The 14,743-nt window shown below is 55.9% G+C and carries 10 protein-coding genes and 1 pseudogene; 4 read left to right on the top strand and 7 right to left on the bottom strand.

All coding sequences use genetic code 11. The features are described 5' to 3' along the window. Positions 1 to 248: 248 nt before the first annotated feature. The 3 genes from K6M89_RS30250 to K6M89_RS30240 all read right to left on the bottom strand — a co-directional run bounded on the left by K6M89_RS30250 (position 249) and on the right by K6M89_RS30240 (position 2,845). Positions 249 to 1,517: a radical SAM/SPASM domain-containing protein gene (locus K6M89_RS30250; protein ID WP_004672712.1), complete on the bottom strand. Its 1,269-nt coding sequence runs from the start codon at positions 1,515 to 1,517 to the stop codon at positions 249 to 251. Positions 1,518 to 1,548: 31 nt separating this feature from the next. Beyond that, entirely contained in the window at positions 1,549 to 2,103 is a 555-nt protein-coding gene (locus K6M89_RS30245) for an adenine phosphoribosyltransferase (RefSeq protein ID WP_004672710.1), read from the bottom strand. 286 nt (positions 2,104 to 2,389) lie between these two features. Then, the gene (locus K6M89_RS30240; RefSeq protein ID WP_018247122.1) at positions 2,390 to 2,845 is read right to left on the bottom strand and encodes a phasin; all 456 of its coding nucleotides are present in this window, start codon (positions 2,843 to 2,845) and stop codon (positions 2,390 to 2,392) included. Between the two features lie 900 nt (positions 2,846 to 3,745). On the opposite strand from K6M89_RS30240, the gene K6M89_RS30235 reads away from it, so the two are divergent. The 3 genes from K6M89_RS30235 to K6M89_RS30225 all read left to right on the top strand — a co-directional run bounded on the left by K6M89_RS30235 (position 3,746) and on the right by K6M89_RS30225 (position 8,669). Next, on the top strand, positions 3,746 to 4,519 hold the full coding sequence (locus K6M89_RS30235; protein ID WP_004677031.1) for an aquaporin: 774 nt from the start codon (positions 3,746 to 3,748) through the stop codon (positions 4,517 to 4,519). Between the two features lie 873 nt (positions 4,520 to 5,392). Beyond that, positions 5,393 to 6,505, top strand: coding sequence for a nodulation factor fucose acetyltransferase NolL (gene nolL, locus K6M89_RS30230; RefSeq protein WP_312038663.1), 1,113 nt, complete (start codon positions 5,393 to 5,395; stop codon positions 6,503 to 6,505). Positions 6,506 to 8,183: 1,678 nt separating this feature from the next. Beyond that, the gene (locus tag K6M89_RS30225) at positions 8,184 to 8,669 is read left to right on the top strand and encodes a NifX-associated nitrogen fixation protein (protein WP_004677039.1); all 486 of its coding nucleotides are present in this window, start codon (positions 8,184 to 8,186) and stop codon (positions 8,667 to 8,669) included. Between the two features lie 366 nt (positions 8,670 to 9,035). Here the strand turns inward: K6M89_RS30225 and K6M89_RS30220 are convergent. The 4 genes and pseudogenes from K6M89_RS30220 to K6M89_RS31570 form a co-directional block, all read right to left on the bottom strand. Then, positions 9,036 to 9,518, bottom strand: a pseudogene (locus tag K6M89_RS30220) (IS3-like element ISRel21 family transposase); the annotation flags it as partial. Between the two features lie 108 nt (positions 9,519 to 9,626). Beyond that, the gene (locus K6M89_RS30215; RefSeq protein WP_004676279.1) at positions 9,627 to 11,774 is read right to left on the bottom strand and encodes a peptidase domain-containing ABC transporter; all 2,148 of its coding nucleotides are present in this window, start codon (positions 11,772 to 11,774) and stop codon (positions 9,627 to 9,629) included. Positions 11,775 to 11,801: 27 nt separating this feature from the next. Next, positions 11,802 to 12,887, bottom strand: a complete 1,086-nt coding sequence (locus tag K6M89_RS30210; protein WP_008533948.1) for an HlyD family secretion protein — start codon at positions 12,885 to 12,887, stop codon at positions 11,802 to 11,804. 114 nt (positions 12,888 to 13,001) lie between these two features. Next, a complete protein-coding gene (locus K6M89_RS31570) occupies positions 13,002 to 13,127 on the bottom strand; it encodes a hypothetical protein (protein ID WP_004676277.1) in 126 nt (41 codons plus the stop codon). A gap of 792 nt (positions 13,128 to 13,919) precedes the next feature. Between K6M89_RS31570 and K6M89_RS31955 the strand changes: the two genes are divergently transcribed. After that, positions 13,920 to 14,360, top strand: coding sequence for a Tn3 family transposase (locus tag K6M89_RS31955; protein ID WP_004676276.1), 441 nt, complete (start codon positions 13,920 to 13,922; stop codon positions 14,358 to 14,360). The last annotated feature ends 383 nt before the right edge of the window (positions 14,361 to 14,743 follow it).

The following is a 14,743-nucleotide window of genomic DNA, read 5'->3' as shown; positions in this document are numbered from 1 at the left end:
CCTGCCTCCTGCTCCTTCAGCACCGCAATAATCTGCTCTTCCGTAAATCTCTGCTTCTTCATTCGTCCGTCCTTTGATCGGCCGGACTCTAATCAATTCTGGAGGAAATTCGCAGTGGCAGGTCAGTGTGTGCGCCACACCCGCCGCACCTCGGAAAGCTCTGCTCATCCTCAATCCTCCACGTTATTTTTGTTGACCTGGTTAAATTACGTCGTCGACACAGCAATTATTACGTCGCGCCTCCTGCGTTAGTGAGTGTGTTGCGCAGCAGCCGCGATTTCCTCCGAGAAGTTATAGACAGGAGCTTCGGCGGCGGGCCGACGCTCTTTCGCTATAACTCCGCGGCGGTAGGTGGAATCTTTCGTCGGGTCCACCAGGGCGTACTCCGGAAAACCTCCGTTATTGTAAAGTTCCTGGCACAGCGGATAGGGCGCGTCCTTTTCACCATAGTGCGACCAGCTACTCATCTTGCAGACGCCGCGACAGACTGGATAAAACACGCAGTTGCCGCAGACGCCCTTAACCTCGCCACTCACCACCTCGCGTAGCTCATGGAAGAACGGGCTGTTGCGCCAGATTTCCATCAAGGGCATTTCGAAGGCATTGCCGGCGATCATTTCCGGATCATCGTAGGAGGCACTGCACATCGAAACTTGTCCGTTCGACAGTATGCCCAGTACGTTGTCGCCCCAACCGCAAGTATGCACGCCGTTCAGATACTTGAGAGGCATCAGAGCCGGCGGCAGAGTCATGTATGCAGCGCCACTCTCAAAATGGGGAGATTTCAAAAGATCGCCTATCAGTAGCTTGCATTCCTCCAAGCTTATCGCATTGTCCTCATGGCTGCGCGCGTTGCCCATCGGATGTATGTTGAGCAGCGTCCGATGCTTCTTGATGCCCCAGCCGAGCACCAAATCTATAATCGAAATCACCTTGTCATAGTTGTTGCGATAGGCAGTCGTCGTTACCACCGTAGAGATGTCAGTTTTTCCAAGCCGCTGCAGGACAATCGCAGTCTTGGCGAACGCACCCGATTTTGCTCTGAAAGCGTCGTGCGCCTCTGGGTCGAAATGGTCGAGGCTGATGAAGACCGTCAAATTGGGGAGCCTACTTAGCTGCTCGATCGTGAACTCGTCAAAGAGGGTTCCATTCGTCTCGAAAACCAGCTCCTTCAGCCCACAGGATGCGAGATATTCCATGACTGCCATGAATTCCTTGTGAACCATCGGTTCACCCCCGGAAACCTTAACCTTGCGCAGCCCATTGGGTAGTGCTTGCTCGATCAGTCCTTGGATCGCCTCCAGGTTGAAATCAATGCCCTTGGCCTTGGGCCCGACGCCTGCGATATAACAGTGGTGGCATCCCAAATTGCACTTGCGGGTTAGAAACAGATAGATCGTTTTAATTTCGTTTTCCGAGACGACTCGTTTCGAAAGTTCACTTGTGACGAGGGCCTGTAGCGTCTGACTGGCTACATGCACGTCCTGCGGTGTCGAAAGCCAATCAGGGGTATTCATGCGCTTGCCTCCTTACGTCTATGTTGCTGCGCTAGCACGTCATCGCACTGATCACTGGTGCGTCGTCCAATTGACGCCTGCCTTTCAAAACTTCGATTTCGAGTATGAATGCGTATCCGGCGATCTCTCCGCCTTGGGACTTGACAAAATTCCCAGTCGCCCGAGCAGTGCCACCCGTCGCTAGAAGGTCATCAGCAATCAGGCATCGCAGGCCGTCACCGATGAGGCCGGCAGTTACCTCCAGGGTTCCGGAGCAGTATTCACAGCTGTATTCAAATGAGAGGACGTCCCCCGGCAGTTTACCGGGTTTCCTTACCATGATGAAACCGCAACCGAGCCTATCAGCCAATGAGGCGCCCAAGATGAAACCACGCGCATCAACCGCCAAAATGGCATCGATTTCTGTTCCCGACACTTGGCTTGCGACGGTAGAAACGACTTCGCCCAATGCACCTCTACCAGCCAGCATAGGCGCTATATCCTTGAACAAGATCCCGCCTATCGGAAAGTTAGGAAATTCTCGTAATGCTTCTACACCGGATTGGTTAATCCGTGACGCCCCGCTATTTGGAACAGCTACAATCATTTTACTATCCCCCACATGTAACCATCTAAGAGCCTCGTAAGGTGCGATGGCCTCGCGCACTTTGTGGCCAGCCACCAGATGAGGCCCTGGCAAGCTTATCTGCGGCGGCCGCCGCCGCGCCTACCACGTTCCTCCGGGCCGGCACGGGTCCGCTCTCTGACCAGATCACGCCGGAATTCGCCAGCGCCGCGAACAGATGAAACATCAGTCGGCCGCATAATGTTGTCTCCTCGAAAGCGGCTCCGATCATGATTCGTCCAGCCCTGATCTTAGTGCCGAGTCAACTTTACGTCGCTTTGGGGTTCGTCAGGACCTTGTCAAAAGCATCCTTGACCGGCTTTGAGATTTCCTCCACCGCCCTGCTTGAGAGCTCCCGGACTTCCTTGGCGTGCTGCAAACTTGTCTCAACGCGCTTGCGGAAAAAGGTCGACTGCTGTTCGAGGATCTGCGACGGCGAATTCGCGCCCAGCAAAGCTTGCAAATGTGAGAAGCCGGCCTCGGCGTCGGCTTGCAGTGCAGCGATCGTCTTCCACCACAATTCGTTGCCGAATAGACTTGTCGTTTCGAGGATCGGAGGCAGCATTTTCTGTGTCGCTTCAGCGCCGGACGCAAATTTCAAAAGAGCCTCTGTCACCTGCTTGTTCCCCTTTTCAACGGATGCGCCGAACTGATCTGGCACCTTGAGCGGCGATGACCCCGGGTTTTCGATCGTTTCAAAGGATCTTTCGGAAATCTTGGTCATTGCATTTTCCTTCTCTTTGAGTTGGTTGCAAGCTGTGACATCGGGATTGACCCCTTCCGCCGGCGGACTATGCATGGCCGCTTTGGTAGAACGCGGATCCGATGACGAACGGTCAGGTGGCCTCCGTTCCGTTCGTTTCATGAACCGGCATCATGCAGACTGCTTTCTGCCGCTTGTAACCAGGGATCAGCAAACACCATGCCAACTGCTCCGACGCGCCAAGAAGATGATTTTCGTTTATCGATGGGCGGGTTGAGGGCAGGTTGATGTGTATTTGGCGGAGAGACCGGCGAACAAAACGTTCCAGTCACGACAAATCTGACAAAAGTGGCGAATGCCCGACATTTGCGAGAAATGTCGACGGTTGCGCTGGGGACAAGGGAATTCACGTGGACTTCAAATCGCGCCAAGGATCATGTGCCTGTTCGTGGCTAAGGGGCGTTACTCGACTTCTCGTGAACGTCCCTGGCGGTCTTATCAACCCTTGTCCTGGTTCCTGCTTTGCACCACCTTCCGCTTGGAGCCATGAAGAGGGTCGTTGTTTCGATAATTTGAGGATGGGCTGCTTGGCGATTTGTTCGTAGCCCAGCTCGGGTCCATACGTCTCGGTACGGTTCGCCTGCCTATCCTGTTCACGGCACTTTCGAACCTAAGACCGAACGTCATCAGAGCGATCGCTGTGATGCGCAACATATTTCATTTGGTACGACGTTTGCTGGTGATCGGTGACGCTGGTTGACCATAGGCTCTGATGCCGATCTCGTCGGACAAGGACGCAATTGAAGTCAACTACGGAGGTTTTCGGGACCTGACACGATGATTGGTTCGGTGCATGCGGAACGCTTGGCGGCACGAGGATGACACCGAAAAGTACGTGGGGTCAAATCAATGGAGTGAAAAATGAAAAAGTATGTTTGCGAATTCTTCGGGACCTTCACACTTGTCTTCCTCGGCTGCGGCACATTGCTTTATATGCGTCAAGAGGTGGGCCTGTTGGGTGTCGCTTTAGCCTTCGGGACGACCGTGGTTGCAATGGCCTACACGATTGGCCCAGTCTCGGGCGCGCATCTCAATCCGGCGGTCAGCCTGGGTTTCCTCGTGTCGCGCCGATTGAGAGTGTGGGACTTTCTCGCGTATGTCTCCGCCCAATGTGCAGGAGCTATCGCGGCGGCAGGCACGCTCTACCTTATCGCTATGAACAAGGTCGGCGGTTACGATATCACCCTAGAAGGTTTCGCCCAAACCGGCTGGGTAGTCTACGGATGGAGAGCTGCGTTCCTATTCGAGTTTATCGCCACGTTCCTGTTCGTAACTGTATTCCTCAAATGCACGGCTGGACGCGGCGCTGTTGCACGATTGGCGATTGGACTTGCCTTAGTTGCGATCCACCTTGGCGGTATCACCGTTTCGGGTTCTTCTGTGAATCCAGCACGATCGATCGGCCCAGCACTTTTCGCAGGAGGGGCGGCACTCTCTCAACTCTGGCTTTATATATGTGCGCCAATGCTCGGCGCTATTGCGGCCGGCCTTCTTCAGCTCAGGGGGATCGTCGCGTCAAGCGAGCCGCAAAGTCTGCGCCAATTTGAATCGCGCGAAATGACCAGCGACATATCCAGCCCGGTTTCATTCTTTCGCCACCGAAGGAGAGGTATCCCAAAAAGGGAAAGCCACTGATCGAGGAGGGGGTCTCGACCTTGACAGGGGAGCGCATCCCCAGACACTGGCCGTTGCATCCCGCATATCTTGACGCTTACTGCGATCTTCCTACGGATTGGGACCACGGTCGTCTCTGACGTATCGACAAACGTCGCATACGGATCGACAATGGCAGCCCAACGTCCAGCTATCATTGGCGGCGATCCAAAACGGCGGCGATCGCGGCCAAAGCCTCGTGTATCGCGATACTCACCGACCTTCCGCTCAAGGTTGTCAAGGGTCCGCGATACTCATCCATACCGCAGATGCGTGTCATTAGGAGCATGAATTTTACAATGGTGAGGCTGCCATATAGGACACGTTGGGCGGCGGATCTAATGGAGCAAATCTCCAGCGTCTGGGGGGTTGCGCTGGGGTGCCGATCCACACCCAAGCGCCGGTAGGTGATAGACGATACCCACAGCGGCTAGGAGCCATTGAATCGGCAATATGTTCTTTTGATACGGTGTCGCGCAAGTTTGGCATGGAGAATCATATGCAATCGCAACAATAGCCGAGTGCAGAGTCAAGCAGCGCTACTTGCATACGCGCAAATGTCCGTTAGAAGATTTCGACGACGTGGCAGCCCAAGCAGTTGCGCGGCAGCGAGTTTAGGCGGGGCGTACGTTGCGGCGAAAAACAGCCAATGGACACGCCGAAAACGGCTACTGGGCCTAAGTCGCCACGGTCGCCCTGTGAACTTGGAACCCAGGCAAATTGTATGACCGTTGGCCGTCGTTCAGCATGCCGAAGTCGGAGCGCTGATCGGAAGCTGGATTAGCCTGCATGATGAACGAGAGGTTGGAAAATGCCGCTTTCAAAGGCTCCCGTAGGCATCGTGAGATGTTGAGAATGCGAGCAAGAATTGTAGGTGGAAAGACAGTGCCTGAGGCGCCAGAGGCCGACGATCGCGATCTAGCTTTAGACTTCGCCAAAGGAATACTCATTGTCTTGGTGATTTTCGGTCACCTGATACAATATATCTTTTACGAGGGTGATGGCTTCTGGGATTCGGCATGCTTCAAATCGATCTACATGTTTCACATGCCTCTCTTTATGGCGATAAGCGGATATCTCTCTAGATCAGGGCTACTAGGCAAATCGTTCAGGCAAGCCATCGCTGATCGCGCGCTGCAGCTCCTGGTGCCGACGCTGTTCTGGTGCACCCTTTTGGAGGCAGTCAAATTGCTCATGTTTCCCCGGCCGCCGGACGCACCTGGCAACCTGTTGCAATTCATGCACGATTTCGTCGGCACATACTGGTTCATCTGGGCTGCGTTTGCTTCTTTTCTTTTGGTCAAACTTATTTCGATCTTCAACTCCGGGTCGGCACGCTCTTTGCTTGTCTCATCCATACTGGTCGCAGTTGCCCCCGTGACGTTTTCTATATTCCCTCTCATAAAGTACACCTATCCCTTTTTCTGCATGGGATTTTCATTTGCGCAGTCGAGAGATTGGTGGACGAGCATAATGCGGTATCATAAGCCACTCCTGATGATGTCCGCCTCTATCGCGGCTAGCTTGTGCTTCATGGCGTGGCGCGAGGACACCTATGTCTACAACAATCTCGCCTTAATCCAGGATCTGCAGTCGGCAAAAGATATCCTTCTGATGTTTTTTGGCTCGACAGTGGCCTCTGCAGTGATGATCGAGATTCTGCTTCAATCCTGGAAAATTGGACGCTCGAACCGGGTGGTTCGCTTTATCGCCGTGGAAGTGGGGCAGAGCACGCTCGTGTTGTACCTGGTGCAGGCTACGGTATTCCGTCTCATGGATTTGATACAATACGGAGAACAATGGGCTCCCACAATGAGGTCTGGCGCGGCGGGAATTCTCGGGACGATGATCATTGCCGTAGCACTAGCAGTTCGCTGGAGCGTGCGCGACATTCCCTATCTGTCCCAGCTCATGCTTGGAACGCCACCCCGCCTCGTTCGTTTGCCGAGCAATCCTGCGAATAACTAGCGGTGTTCAATTCTCAACCTAAACTTCGTCAGCAAGCAAGCATGCCAAGGCACGCGTTAAGGGGCCCATTTTTAAAGGATCCTTTTGCACGAAGATCGGCTGAGGTCCGACTGATGTGCCAATCACGTATCGAGAATCCGCAAACCCCTCGCGCCCAATGCTCCGCGACGACGCGGGCGCTTGACCCCCAGGGTATCGACTCCACCCTCTTTGAGGTTGCCAAAGATTCGGTTTGCTTCGCACTTGTTTGGGGTCCGCTTGCCGCCAGGTCCCGTTGTCCCTGCTAAAATCGCGAGCGTTCGCTAAGGTACCAGAAACGCTTTTCCGGCCTGTGCTAAGCAATGACCGGAAACAGCGAGTATCGCCTCAGCGGTCACACCGAGGCAGCACTGCTCCATGACGGCCGCTGCCACAGTCATCCTCTTGCCGGCGCCGACGGTACCGGCCAGCTAGGTCGTGCCGGCAGCATGATCCCCCGGGTGCCGTGTTCTGGTGCGGATAGAGAGTGAACGCGGCCGACGCACGCCGGCAACTTAAGATACACGCCGCCGAGGCGCCCAGGGGCTGGTTGTTGAAACGGTCCTAAAACCTTGCGGCCGGTCGATCCGGTGGGCATCGGACCAGGACCCGGCCCTGAAGGGCCATCTGATCTTCGTGAGCTTCCCCTTTGCCGGCTACGTCTAACAGCCGTTCACTGTGGAAATTCAGAGCGTTGTTGAGCTGTCGCCGGCGTCGCGGGGGCCTATGCCGCTTTCCATTTGCCCGCGGCATTCCCCCAAATGACGGCGCTAACTGTCGAGGAAGGGAGCTCCAGCCAGTGATGCATGCGGGTCTCGGAGTCCATCACTGGGAGGCGCTGTGATCGCCAAGCAAAGAAGATCGACCGGCTGCACCTCGGCAAGCGGCCGGACATTGCGCCCAATCCGCGAATTGAGAGCGGAGCGGCTTCGGCGGGTGTCATTTGTTGCTGACGTGGCCGGAGAATAGGCTTCCGCCGCTGCACCGGGATGCCATTTCTTCGATCCCCACCGCGTCTTGTCCGGTTCACGACAACGTTGTCCTCGATCAATTCTTCATGGGCTAGCTAAGAAGCTGGAAACAATACAGATGCCGTGTTCCGAACCTCAGCGGAGGAGACTGGCATGAGTCTTGAACTCCCAGAACTACGCGGCGGGCAATCGCCTGGTGGAACGTGTGGCGTCCGGTCGAAGTCGATTTGAACCTTGAAGGGAAAATACATGGCAGGTCTGCATCAGTTCGCACGGAAAAGGGGGGATCGGCAAGTACACGGCCTCTCAAGATACTCTCACTGTCCTTGTCGACCTCGAAAAGCTGATTCCACCCCCCGCCTGATCCTCAATTCGAAAGCCCGAGACACGGTTTTACACCTGGCGGCGAATAGGTTGGTTGAGGGTGGAGTTCGCGGCGAAACCTACCGCCACTGGACTATCGCGACGGGAATCTCGCTTGTGAAGCGCTTTTCGTCAAGCCCGCCAGCGTTGCCCGCCGCTTGCCGTTGTTGTTGCGGCCGCCCCGTTTCGAGGGGCCATGTCATTCGTCCGGGCCAAGTTGCGTCGCCACAGGTCCCATCTGCCGCACCATTTTAAGGGATGGTGTTACCGGAAGCGGGTGTGGCCCTTAGTCAAACCGCATCCAACACTCAGGAGGATTTTAACTGATGTCAAACGTCACCCCTGTCCCCAACAATGCTCGATTAGATGAGAAAGATGCTCTCGCCACGCCTTTCATTAAGTGCCTCTTGCGTCTGATGCGTGCTCAAGACACCTTTGAATTGTGGCAAGAGAAATCGGACACCGATTTGCTCTGTGATTTCATCGTGACGAGGCAGCAGCGTAGGGCGATTCCTCTCATCGGGGGACCTGACCTAGAGGTGCAGTGGCGGCTTGAGATCTTCTATGCCGCCGTAGCACTTGCTATAGAGGAGCAGTCCGGACTGATGGCGTCACCGGTGTTGACTGTGAACCATGAGGGATTCGGTCGGATATTACTCACGGCGGGGCGGCTCGTAGTACTCTCGAAGACGCTCCGCGACGTACATCGATTTGGCTTCGACAACCTCCAAAAGCTCGCCGAGGCGGGAACTGGCCTGGTCGATAATGGCTTAACAACAATTAAGACCTATTCAGATGTAGCGCGCGTTTAAGTGCGGTTGAAACGGCTCATATAGGGCGGAATTCTTCGCTAATCTGCCCAGCAATCAAGCAATCCGGGGGTGTGCCCTAGCGTTCTTGGCGCGGGGGGGGGGCGACATGGAGGAACCTGCATGACAGTGCGTTCACTACTCACTACGGCTCCTCTTTGGCTCCGGCGTATCTCACAAGCACTGATCAAGCGACGTGTATTGGCTGCGCCCCTTGTTTTCTGGTCTGCCAGTGTTCGGCAGGAAGGTAGGTGGTTGGCCTTCAAATGACCTGCCACTGAATTTTCATCCGGCGGCGATTAGAGCCTCGGCGGTCTTGAACCGCTCCCAAACGTTGGACCACCGGATGCTAGAGTTTTCCGGCTTCATTCAGGGAGGCGGGCTGGTTGCGCCTCCCGAATTCACCAACGAGATCGGCACCTTGTTGCCGATCGCACCATGAGGTCTTTCCTCATTGTAGTATCTACGCCAATCCTCCATCTTTTCGCGGGCATCCGCAAGGGTCAGGAACCAATGCTGGTTCAGGCATTCTGCACGGAAGCGGCCATTGAACGCTTCGATGAAAGCATTATCAGTCGGCTTGCCGGGGCGTGAGAAGTCCAACGTCACACCCTTGGAATAGGCCCGCAGGTCCAAGTCGCGCGACACGAACTCGGTCCCTTGGTCGACACGGATCGTTTTCGGATAGCCGGCTTTTTGGCACACCCGTTCAAGGGTTTGCACAACGTCTTCGCCTCTATAGCTATGACGTGGATCAAGCACCGGCACGTAGCGCGAGAAGGTGTCGACCACCGTCAGCACGCGCAGTTTCTTACCCGTTGCGAGTTGGTCGTGAACGAAGTCCATCGCCCACGTTCCGATCACCGCCGCTTCAAGTTCACAGCCGACAATGTTGCCATGCTGCTTAACCGTGACGTTCACAACCGTTTTCAATCCTCGAGCCGACAGGGCCTACACGGATCACGACCTTGGCGCCCGCCATAATCGAGCGTAAGGGCCATCAGTTCTCACTAGGTCAGCGTGCTTTCCCTCCTCAATGACCCGCCCCTTGTCCAGGACCACAATATTGTCCGCCCCACGAACGGTGCTCAACCGATGAGTGATGACTATGATGGTCTTCCCAGCGCGAGACAGATCCTCAACAACCCGCAGCACAAATTCTTCGGCTGCCGAGTCCAGAGAGGAGGTCGCTTCGTCAAGGATTAGAACGTCGGGATCCCGGTACAGGGCCCGAGCCAATGCGAGGCGCTGCTTCTCACCTCCGGAGAGGCGAACCCCGTTCTCGCCCAGATGGGCCTGGAACCGCCCGGGCCAGCGCTCGATGCACTCCCGCAGTCCTATTCGATCACAGATGCGTACGATCTTATCGAACTCCGGTTCGAACTCGCCCAGGGCGATGTTCTCGATCACGGAACCGGAGAAGACGTCTATCGATTGCGGTACTGCAGCCATGACCTTGTGCAGTGATGCGCTCGAGAAATCCTGGAGGGCATATTGGCCGATCCGAATGCATCCATCCTCAAGCTGGTAGACATTCTGCAGCAGAGCCGCAAGGGTGCTTTTGCCCGAGCCGCTCTCACCCACGACGGCCGTCAACTCTCCTTGGCGAAAGGAGACGCTTAGATCGCTGAAAACCTCCGCCTGCGCGCCATAGCGGAATGTGACGTTCTCCAGGCGAATATCTCCGAGATCGGTCTTCGTAGCATCGATGCCGCTGCTGCTTGCCGACTCCAGTTCAAAGATCTCGAAAAGTCTATCCGCCGCGATAAACGCGTCTTGAACGATCCGGTTGGTCTGGATCAGGCGGGCGACCGGCCGGGTGATATAGCCAAGCAACGTATAGCAGGACAGCAATTCGCCGGGCGTGACGGCCTGTTCGAGCGCAAGCGTGGTTCCAAACCACATCAGCACGATGGTGAACAGGACCGACAGCAACGTCGAGGCGTTGTCGCCGCAGATTGAGATCAGCCCGGAGCTGTAGACGGAATGCAGCATCTTTACGAAGCGGGTCTCCATTTTGAAGTTTGCGAAGCTCTCGACGCCGGAAGTCTTAATGGTGGAGACAGCTCCGAGTGATTCTACCAGTTGCGCCTCGAGTTTGGCGTCATTTTCCATGATGACTCGTTGGAGATTTCGATTCATCCGATTGATGGCCCAATATACCAGGATGTACATTGGAATGGCGAGCGCCACGATCAAAGCAATATTCCAGGAATAGATGAACATCATTCCGAACGAGAACAGTATCATTAAAATGTCAACAAACATGTTTATCGAAACGTCGTTCAGGAAGCTCCTGATTTTCACAGCGTCGTTCATGCGCGACACGATTTCTCCCATGCGCATGCTATCGAAGAACTTCTGGGGCAGGGCCAGGATGTGATTGTAATAGCCGAGGATCAAGCATACGTCGATCTTCTGCCCCGTCTGCAGGACGAGTCGGCCTCTTAGGAGGTTGATCAGGATCTGTATCGCTAGGATCAGCAGCATTGCGATGCTCATCAAGTTGAGCAGGTTGCGGTTTCCCGCTGGGATCACGTGATCAACGATCTTCTGAACGTAGATCGCCGTCGAGAGACTGAGGACGGTCGTCACAAGAGCGCCGACGAGAGCCTGCGCCATCACCGTGCGGTGTGGCGCGAGTAGGCGGGCGAATCGGGCGAGGGGCGACGTGGTCTCGTCTCGACGATTGAATGTGTCTGCCGGAACCAGCAAAACCAGAACGCCGGTCCATTGCTCCATGAATTCCTGATGCGGCACTTTGCAGATTTCGCCCAAGGCCGGGTCCATGACGATGACCCACTTGGCGTCGATCGCATGGACCACTACGAAATGGTGCAGGTCCTCCTTGACGACGTGCGCGATAGCGGGCTTGGGGATCTTGTACAGGCTGTCGAAGCCACCTTTGACGCCTTTCGCGATGAAGCCCAGCTTCTGCGCCGCTTCCGTGAGCCCCAGCACACTCGTACCGGAGCGGTCGGTCGACGCATACTGGCGGATGCGCGCCAATGGCAACTTGTAGCCATAGAAGGCTGCGACAGATGCGAGGCTGGCGGCGCCGCAATCCGTGATGTCACGCTGTTTGAACTTAATGGCCTTACTCGACATGGAGGCTCGCTGGCTGTTGGGACAATATTAGCGCCCCGCCAGCATCGGGTTGAGCCAATCGTCTGCCTCGTCGTAGAGCAGTTGCAGGAGAGTGCGATTGGCCAACAGAAAGCGAGCCCGCACGGTCATGCCTTTCTTCAGGTGGCCGATGGCCCCGCTTTTCAGCGCGAGTTCGCTGCGAGAGAGCGCGCACTGGACCTTGAAGACCGGGTTCCCGTCATGCAGAGTGAAGTCCTGCGCCACCTCGACCACCCTTGCTTTGATGACACCCCATTGGTTGTAGTTAAAGGCATCCACTTGGAGCCGCACCGGCTGACCAGGCTGCACAAAGCCAATGTCGTTGGGGGAGACGTAGATTTCCGCCACCAGATCGTCGTTCGGCGAGATCCAACCAACGGTTTGCCCGCTCTGCACGTAGCTTCCGTGCGCGAGGCCGGAGAACTGCTCGAGAGCACCCGATACTGGGGCGCGGATGCGGTGCAGGTCCCGTTCGTGCTCGAGCTGATGCAAGGTGGCCGTGAGTTCCTTTAAGCGCAGGTTAGCATCAAGGAGCTTCTGGTTCCAATCAGCGGTTTTGCGTCGCACGAGGATCTCGCCTTGGACCTCGATATTTTGGAGAGCGAAAGCCTTCTCGTCAACGGTCTTCGCCGGCGCCGCAGCAGCCGAGACAAGTCGCTTTGCGCGGTCGAGTTCCGCCGCGGCGTTACTGCGCGCATTTTGGTTCTCGCGCAGCAAGTTGAGAAAATGCACCCTTTCAGCCGTCGCGGATTCGGTTTGGAGGGGGGGCGAGACGCTGAGCCTTGCGCCGGAAGAAATCAGCGTTTGGAAGTCATGGGCAAGATCGCTCTTGGCATGAATGTCGGCTAAAACCCCGCTGAGCTTTTCCTCGATTACATGATCGTCAAAGGCGATTATTTCCTTCCCCTTAGCAACGACATCGTTCTCAAAGGCAAGGACACGGGAGATGCGTCCGGAGACGGGCGCTATCAGGGGCGTCTTCTCCACGATCGGGCGAATAGTACCGACACTCTGCATGGAGACCGGTATGGTAACGAGTGGCAGTGAGCCAAATGCCGCGGCGACGAAGAGCAAGATCGCCCTATAAATGCTCAAGGATCGTCCTGATCGTCGCGCCAGTATGCTTTCTGCGGTGCAGCTGGCCGTTTCAGCAGAAAGGGGAACTGCTAGTCTGTAGTCACTAGGAGCCATCGAGAGCCAGCTCGCTTATCAACCAAACAAGTGTCCGTAACGTCGCAAAAACAAGTAAACCCAAAAATACCAACCTCCGGAGGTTTCAGCTGCTTCTTGAGGGGTTAATTCGGTTACACGATAGGCTGCCATGTTGTTCATCATTGGTGTCTCCGTTCAGAGCTGGATTGAGAAGATGCCAAGGCCCCCGTTGGGAGCTCCTAGCGGCGCGCAACAAAAAGGTTCAAGATTCGTGCCAATGCAGAAGGAGCGAAAAGCATCAGAAAACTGTTCTGTATGTTATTCAATGGCTGCCCTAGAGCGCCGAGACGTGCCAAACCGCACATCACGCTGTCGCAAGCACGACAAACCGAGTAGGGTTCTGAATGAACGTCCTGAACAGGATCGACAGCTCCAAAGTTCGGTGGCGACGGTACAGTTGAGACTCGGCGCTCAGTAAGCGCGCCCCCATCCGCGTAGCCCCCATCGAGTTTGCCGTCGATTTTTGTTGCTGCTGATTCACTCTGAAACCTGGTGAATTGTTAGTGGCCCTCCGCACGATAGTGGGCGCGGATGCGCCGCTTGGTGCCGCGGGCCTTGTCCCTATTGGCAGATGCTATGGCCGGATGTGTCAAGTAAAAGATCCACCGGATGCGAAAAGAAACACGAGACCTATTGGACAATGCTTGGGCGGGTCCCGACGCTATGGCGATCTCAGACCTGCACTTGTTCCGGCCCAGGCTGTGGCCGACAGCGATCGTCTCGCGGGGCCGTTGCGACAGGAGGATAGCTGGCAAATCTCAAGCTCACCTCGACATCCGGTTACGCGAGCTTGGCCGCGCCAGCTCGGGCTGTTACGATTCCGGGCGGCTCGATTGCGAAGGCGACGTCCAGACGTGGATGCTGCGACTGGCTTCTGCGAAGCATTCAGTCATCTGCGTACAGGAGCGCCCTGCGATGAACGTCATCCTCGCAGAAGAGACTAGCTTTGGCCTGCGCATGATGGCCGATGCCACAGACACCCACACCTTGTGGGTGTTAATCCGTGTTCGACAGTGGCATGTCGAGAGCGAAGCCTACGACCGGGCGCTAGCCAGGGTGGTCGAGGCGCAGGCGGGGTTACCGATCCATGGGCACTCCGGCTTCGAGCGACGGCCTATTATTTGCCGCCACAGCGCAAGGCGACGCCCTGGTAAACGTGAAATACGGCAGGATGCTAGGCCTTCAGGCCTACAGCCAGGTCTCGGATCGATACGGGTCGATCCGTCTGTCGTCCTCGTCGATCAGACGCTTGAGCCATTCCAGCGCCGCGATGGCGGACCCGATGTGCTGCATTATTCCGGAATTCGAGCAGGCTCAGCAGCCTCGGCAACATGCGTGGATAATGAAATGCCGTAGGAGGAACGTGGCACCGCCTGGGCTCGCTGCTTAGGAACCGCCAGTCTTGTATTTGCGGACCAGAGCCGAAAGTATCGCCTGTTCGGCAATTTCGGCACCGCTCCGTCGAGGGCCTTGATCGCGGACCCGGCGATGCGAGCCAAAAGGCGCTCCTCGCTGGCCCCTTTTCAATTTCTTGGCGATCGAGGCGACGACCCTACGTTCCCATTCGCCACCATCTTGTGCACTTTGATCTGAACCCTTCAAACTGGACCAGTTTTGGTTAGAGTTTTCCGGTGCATTTTCCTGGCTGGGAAAGGGACCAGAAGACGATGAAAGCGTCGCAGTTTTCGGACGCTCAGAAGGCGTTCATTCTGAAGCAAGGTGATGAAGGCGTGTCGGTT

Source organism: Rhizobium croatiense, assembly GCF_019793465.1.
Taxonomy (GTDB): Bacteria; Pseudomonadota; Alphaproteobacteria; order Rhizobiales; family Rhizobiaceae; genus Rhizobium; species Rhizobium croatiense.
The sequence above is the reverse complement of the archived record's forward strand: the minus strand, read 5'-3'. Positions and strand labels throughout refer to the sequence as shown.

What these genes read in the sequence shown, in the direction of transcription:
- K6M89_RS30250 (WP_004672712.1), bottom strand. Translation starts at nt 1,517, where the DNA reads ATGAATACCCCTGATTGGCTTTCGACACCGCAGGACGTGCATGTAGCC.
- K6M89_RS30245 (WP_004672710.1), bottom strand. Translation starts at nt 2,103, where the DNA reads ATGATTGTAGCTGTTCCAAATAGCGGGGCGTCACGGATTAACCAATCC.
- K6M89_RS30240 (WP_018247122.1), bottom strand. Translation starts at nt 2,845, where the DNA reads ATGACCAAGATTTCCGAAAGATCCTTTGAAACGATCGAAAACCCGGGG.
- K6M89_RS30235 (WP_004677031.1), top strand. Translation starts at nt 3,746, where the DNA reads ATGAAAAAGTATGTTTGCGAATTCTTCGGGACCTTCACACTTGTCTTC.
- nolL (WP_312038663.1), top strand. Translation starts at nt 5,393, where the DNA reads ATGCGAGCAAGAATTGTAGGTGGAAAGACAGTGCCTGAGGCGCCAGAG.
- K6M89_RS30225 (WP_004677039.1), top strand. Translation starts at nt 8,184, where the DNA reads ATGTCAAACGTCACCCCTGTCCCCAACAATGCTCGATTAGATGAGAAA.
- K6M89_RS30215 (WP_004676279.1), bottom strand. Translation starts at nt 11,774, where the DNA reads ATGTCGAGTAAGGCCATTAAGTTCAAACAGCGTGACATCACGGATTGC.
- K6M89_RS31570 (WP_004676277.1), bottom strand. Translation starts at nt 13,127, where the DNA reads ATGATGAACAACATGGCAGCCTATCGTGTAACCGAATTAACCCCTCAA.
- K6M89_RS31955 (WP_004676276.1), top strand. Translation starts at nt 13,920, where the DNA reads ATGAACGTCATCCTCGCAGAAGAGACTAGCTTTGGCCTGCGCATGATG.